Origin of the sequence: Stenotrophomonas pictorum JCM 9942 (assembly GCF_001310775.1) — a bacterium.
GTDB lineage: Bacteria > Pseudomonadota > Gammaproteobacteria > Xanthomonadales > Xanthomonadaceae > Stenotrophomonas > Stenotrophomonas pictorum.
Genome location: NZ_BAZI01000228.1, coordinates 1 through 4415 on the forward strand (window position 1 = coordinate 1; position 4415 = coordinate 4415).

The 4415-nt window shown below is 68.5% G+C and carries 5 protein-coding genes; 3 read left to right on the forward strand and 2 right to left on the reverse strand.

Annotation, left to right across the window (positions count from 1 at the left end):
* Positions 1-77 precede the first annotated feature (77 nt).
* Positions 78-281 carry a DUF2798 domain-containing protein gene (locus JCM9942_RS11260; protein ID WP_083468517.1) on the forward strand — a complete coding sequence of 68 codons (204 nt, stop codon included), beginning with the start codon at positions 78-80 and terminating at the stop codon, positions 279-281.
* A 72-nt stretch (positions 282-353) separates the two neighbouring features.
* Entirely contained in the window at positions 354-1205 is an 852-nt protein-coding gene (gene purU, locus JCM9942_RS11265) for a formyltetrahydrofolate deformylase (RefSeq protein WP_054659725.1), read from the forward strand.
* A gap of 66 nt (positions 1206-1271) precedes the next feature.
* Here purU and pncA read toward each other — a convergent pair whose 3' ends face one another.
* Both pncA and JCM9942_RS11275 read right to left on the reverse strand, forming a co-directional pair.
* Positions 1272-1892 (reverse strand): bifunctional nicotinamidase/pyrazinamidase, encoded by a 621-nt coding sequence (gene pncA / locus JCM9942_RS11270; protein WP_054659727.1) that lies wholly within the window; start codon positions 1890-1892, stop codon positions 1272-1274.
* Between the two features lie 480 nt (positions 1893-2372).
* Positions 2373-2705, reverse strand: a complete 333-nt coding sequence (locus tag JCM9942_RS11275) for an SMR family transporter (protein WP_054659729.1) — start codon at positions 2703-2705, stop codon at positions 2373-2375.
* 259 nt (positions 2706-2964) lie between these two features.
* Here JCM9942_RS11275 and JCM9942_RS11280 point away from each other — a divergent pair, with 259 nt between their 5' ends.
* Positions 2965-4317, forward strand: a complete 1353-nt coding sequence (locus JCM9942_RS11280) for a surface lipoprotein assembly modifier (protein ID WP_158499967.1) — start codon at positions 2965-2967, stop codon at positions 4315-4317.
* The last annotated feature ends 98 nt before the right edge of the window (positions 4318-4415 follow it).

The window sequence follows — 4415 nt, forward strand, 5'->3', positions numbered from 1 at the left end:
GGCCGGTGCCCGCGGGGTGTTCGGGTGAGGCCACCGGCACGGCGTGACTGGCGGCTGCCGCCCCGGGCGATGCCTGGATGTTCGCGTTCTACATGGCCGCGATCATGGCCTTGCTGATGTGCACGGTGATCACCGCCAGCAACACCGGGCTGGATCGCGGGCTGCCGGCGCGCATCCTGCACGCCTACGCGCTGGCGATGCCGGTGGCGTTCGGCTGCGTGCTGCTGGTGCGTCCGCTGGTTGCCCGGCTGGTGCGCTGGAGCGTGCGCGGTCCCGGCTGAGCGCGGGGGCGCTTGGTTGCAGTTGTCAGCATTGCGTGCGGCCGCACGCCGCTGACTTAGACTCCAGCGGCTATGCGCCCCGATTACATTCTCACCCTGTCCTGCCCGGACCGTACCGGCATCGTCTACCGCGTCTCCGGCCTGCTGTTCGAGGCCGGCTGCAACATCCTCGATGCCCAGCAGTTCGGTGACGAGGAAAGCGGCCGCTTCTTCCTGCGCGTGCATTTCGACATGAGGTCGGTGGCGGATGCGCCGGCCGTTCGCGCGCGCCTGCAGGCGCTGGGCGAAGCATTCGCAATGCAGTGGGAGCTGCACGATGCACGCCGCCGGGCGCGCCTGCTGGTGCTGGTCAGCAAGCAGGGCCATTGCCTGAACGATCTGCTGTTCCGTACACACAGCCGCCAGCTGAAGGTGGACATCGCCGCGGTGGCCTCCAACCACCCCGATTTTGCCGCACTGTGCGGCTCCTACGGGGTGCCGTTCCATCATCTGCCGGTGGACGCGCACAACCGCGATGAGCAGGAGCAGCAGTTGCTGGACCTGGTCGAACGCGAGCGGATCGACCTGGTGGTGCTGGCGCGTTACATGCAGATCCTGTCACCGCGGCTGTGCCAGGCGCTGGCCGGGCGCGCGATCAACATCCACCACAGCTTCCTGCCCAGCTTCAAGGGCGCGCAGCCGTATCACCAGGCGCATGCGCGCGGGGTCAAGATCATCGGTGCCACCGCGCACTATGTGACTTCCGATCTGGATGAAGGTCCGATCATCGAGCAGGACGTGGCGCGGGTGGATCATGCGATGACGCCGCGCGATCTGGTGCAGCTGGGCAGCGATACCGAATCGCAGGTGCTGGCCCGCGCGGTGCGGCGCCATGTCGAACATCGCATCCTGCTCAATGGCCATCGCACCGTCGTGTTCCGCTGAGATGTGCGGCCCGATGTCGTGATCGCGGGGGAGCGGTGCCGGAGCACACCGCTGCCGGCCGCCGCTTCAGAGCAAGTCGATCCCTGCCGCTTCCAGCGCGATACGGGTGGCGGCATCGTTTTCGGCTGAGACAGGCCGGCTCCGCTCCCACAGGAAACGTACGCGAAAGCCGCTGATCGCCGCGTCCTGCGCGCTCCACAGCACGCAGTAATCGCGCGCCAGTCCGCACACATGCACCTCGGCGATGCCGCGTTCGTGCAACCAGCCGGCCAGGCCAGTCGCCGGCCGGTCGCCGTGCGGGCCGATGTTCTCGCGGAACGCGCTATAGGAATCCACCTCGCGCTGCGTGCCTTTGCGCAGGATCAGGTCGGCATGACGCCAGTCCACCCGCGGGTCCAGCGCCGCGCCGGCGGAGCCTTGCACGCAGTGGTCCGGCCACAGCGTCTGCGGCTGGCCATGCAGCAGGATCTGCTCGAACGGTTGGCGCCAGCCGTGCTGGCTGGCGAAGGACAGGTGATCGGCCGGATGCCAGTCCTGGGTGGCGATGACGGTGGCATAGCGCCGCGAGGCCAGCAGCTGGGCGATCGCCGGGACGATCGCATCGCCCTGCTGGCAGGGCAGCGCGCCACCGGGCATGAAGTCCGGCTGCAGATCCACCACCAGCAGCGCTACGTCTTTTGCGTACATCGACTGTTTCCTGAGACGGGCGGAGGCACAGTTTACGTCGCCCGCCGCATCCGGCCTTGAGAGGGGGCGCAACCGCGACCGTTGGTGTGGATTGCGCGCACGGCGGACAGACCCCGGTTCTCAGGCCTGGGCCAGGCCACTGCACCGCGTGCGTGCGCGATCGATCCTTGCCTGCTGTGCGGCGCGGGTCTGGGCCTGACCACGGCTCGGCAGCCGGCAGTGGCTTGCCCCCGTTCTGGGCGCCGGCATCGGGTTGCTGCCGGGCACGTGCGGGAACTGGCGGTCATGCCCGCCGTGATTGCTCCGGTGGGAACTGCTGAAGCGCGCGGACGCTTCCACCAGCGCCGTAGGCTGGCGCGAGATCCGACCGGGATCACCGCCGCATTCGGTGCGGCCACCGCTTCGATGGAGTTGTCGGGTGGCTGGTCCCGGCCGGGCACGCACGGGTTTGAAATGACGCGCGCGGCCGCGCGGTGCGGCTCAGTGGACGCTGGCGCGCGAGAACAGGTTGATGACCAGCACCCCGGCGCAGATCAGGCCGATGCCGAGGATGGCCGCGGCGTCGAGCTTCTGCTTGAACACGAACAGCCCGATCAGTGAGATCAGCACGATACCGACCCCGGACCAGATGGCGTAGGCGATACCGGTGGGGATGGACTTCATTACCAGCGACAGCAGCCAGAAGCACACGCCGTAGCCGGCCAGCGCGCCGAGCGTCGGCCACAACCGGGTCATGCCATCGGAGGCCTTGAGCAGCGAGGTGGCGGCCACTTCCAGGGCGATGGTACAGGCAAGCAGGGCATAGGCATTCATGGGGCGGAGATCGCGGGGCACGCACGGGAGGGCGTGTGCGGGATTCTACGGGGGAGCCATTCCCGGCCGGATGAGCAGGGCGCCGGCCGGGCTCTTACGCCGGTTCCCTACACTCCGCGCAGGCTGCGCCCTGCGCTGTCGGCCGACAGTGGTTGGAGCGCGCGGTGGGGAGGTGGATGTGAGCAGGACACGCATGGGGGGACAGTGCCGCCGCCAGGCAGCACCGGTATCTGCAGCACGCAGGGGGCGAGCGCGGACGGTGTTGCTGGCGGCAGCGCTGTGCTGTGTTTCAACCGGCCCCAGCTGGGCGCAGCACCGTTCCTACAACCTGCCGCCCTCGGTGCCGGCCGCCGAGGTGCCGCAGCTGGAGGAGCAGCGGCGCGCGCTGTTCCAGAAGATCCTCGCCAACCCGGCCGATGTCGATACCGGTTTTGCTTACGCGGTGCTGTCCACACGCGTGGGCGACTACGAAGCGGCCATCGGCACCTATGAACGTCTGCTGGTGCAGCATCCGGCCACGCCGCGGCTGCAGCTGGAACTGGCCGCGCTGTACTTCCGGCTGGGCGCCTATCCCCAGGCCCGCACGCTGTTTGACGCAGTGCTGGCGCGGACCGATACGCCCGAGCCGGTGCGGATCAAGGTCGAGGGCTATCTGGCGGTGATCGATGCCGGCAAGCGGCAGCGCAGCGGGTTCTCGGGGCGCGTGATGCTCGGCAGCCGCTGGGAAAGCAATGCCAACGCGGCGCCGGATGTGAACTCGATTTCCCTCAACGGCCTGGATTTCCTGCTGTCGCCCGAGTCGCGTGCGGCCAGCGACCTGAGCGGCCAGCTGGGGGCGAATCTGCGCTATCGGCATCTGCTGTCGCGCCACGGCGACCGCCTGGATGTATCGCTGGGCGGCTCGGGCAATCGCTATCGCGAACTGGACCGGCTCGACAGCCAGGTGCTGGAGCTGCGGGTGGGGGCGGATTTCTCGCTCAGCCGGCTGGGACTGCGCGATGCGCGCCTGTCGCTCAGCGCGGTCACCGGACAGATGTGGCTGCAGGGCGCGCGTTACATGCAGTCGGATGGACTGGCGCTGGCCTACCGGCAGCCGGTTGGGCGCGAGGCGGCGCTGGCGGTGAACCTCGACTACCGCGATGAGCACTACACCCCGCCACCGGCCCAGGCCAGCGCGGCGGAGTTCTCCGGCCAGCGCTATCGCGCCAGCGTGAGTTACACCCGCCAGCACGCTGCCGACTGGCAATGGGTAATCGGCCCCGGTGTCGAGCGCCGTGAGGCACGCGCCGGTTACAACGCCTACTGGGAACCGCGGCTCACTGCCGGCCTGAGCCACCGTTTTGCCGCGCCAGTTGCCGCTGGCCAGCAGTCCTGGACGCTGGCGCTGCTGGGGCAGGTGGGCCGCCGCCGCAATGACGCGCCGATGCCGGTGGTGGACCGGCGCCATGTGCAGAAAGGCAACGAGCTGATGTTGCAGCTGGTGCAGACCGTTCCGCTGCGCGACAGCACCGAGCTGCAGTTCTTCGCCGGCTGGCGCACGGTGCATTCGAACTACCAGATCCGCGATTACAGCAACCGCTTCGTCGGGTTTTTGCTGACACAGAGCTTCTGAGGACACGACATGGCGGCCAAATATCTTCCGGTGATCGTCCTGCTCAAGGCGGCCGTACTGTTGCCCGCGGCGTTCGCCCAGCAGCCGCAGGTCGGCGT

Excerpts from the sequence above, each read along its gene's own strand:
- pncA (WP_054659727.1), bottom strand. The coding sequence starts at position 1,892 with ATGTACGCAAAAGACGTAGCGCTGCTGGTGGTGGATCTGCAGCCGGAC.
- purU (WP_054659725.1), top strand. The coding sequence starts at position 354 with ATGCGCCCCGATTACATTCTCACCCTGTCCTGCCCGGACCGTACCGGC.
- JCM9942_RS11260 (WP_083468517.1), top strand. The coding sequence starts at position 78 with ATGTTCGCGTTCTACATGGCCGCGATCATGGCCTTGCTGATGTGCACG.
- JCM9942_RS11275 (WP_054659729.1), bottom strand. The coding sequence starts at position 2,705 with ATGAATGCCTATGCCCTGCTTGCCTGTACCATCGCCCTGGAAGTGGCC.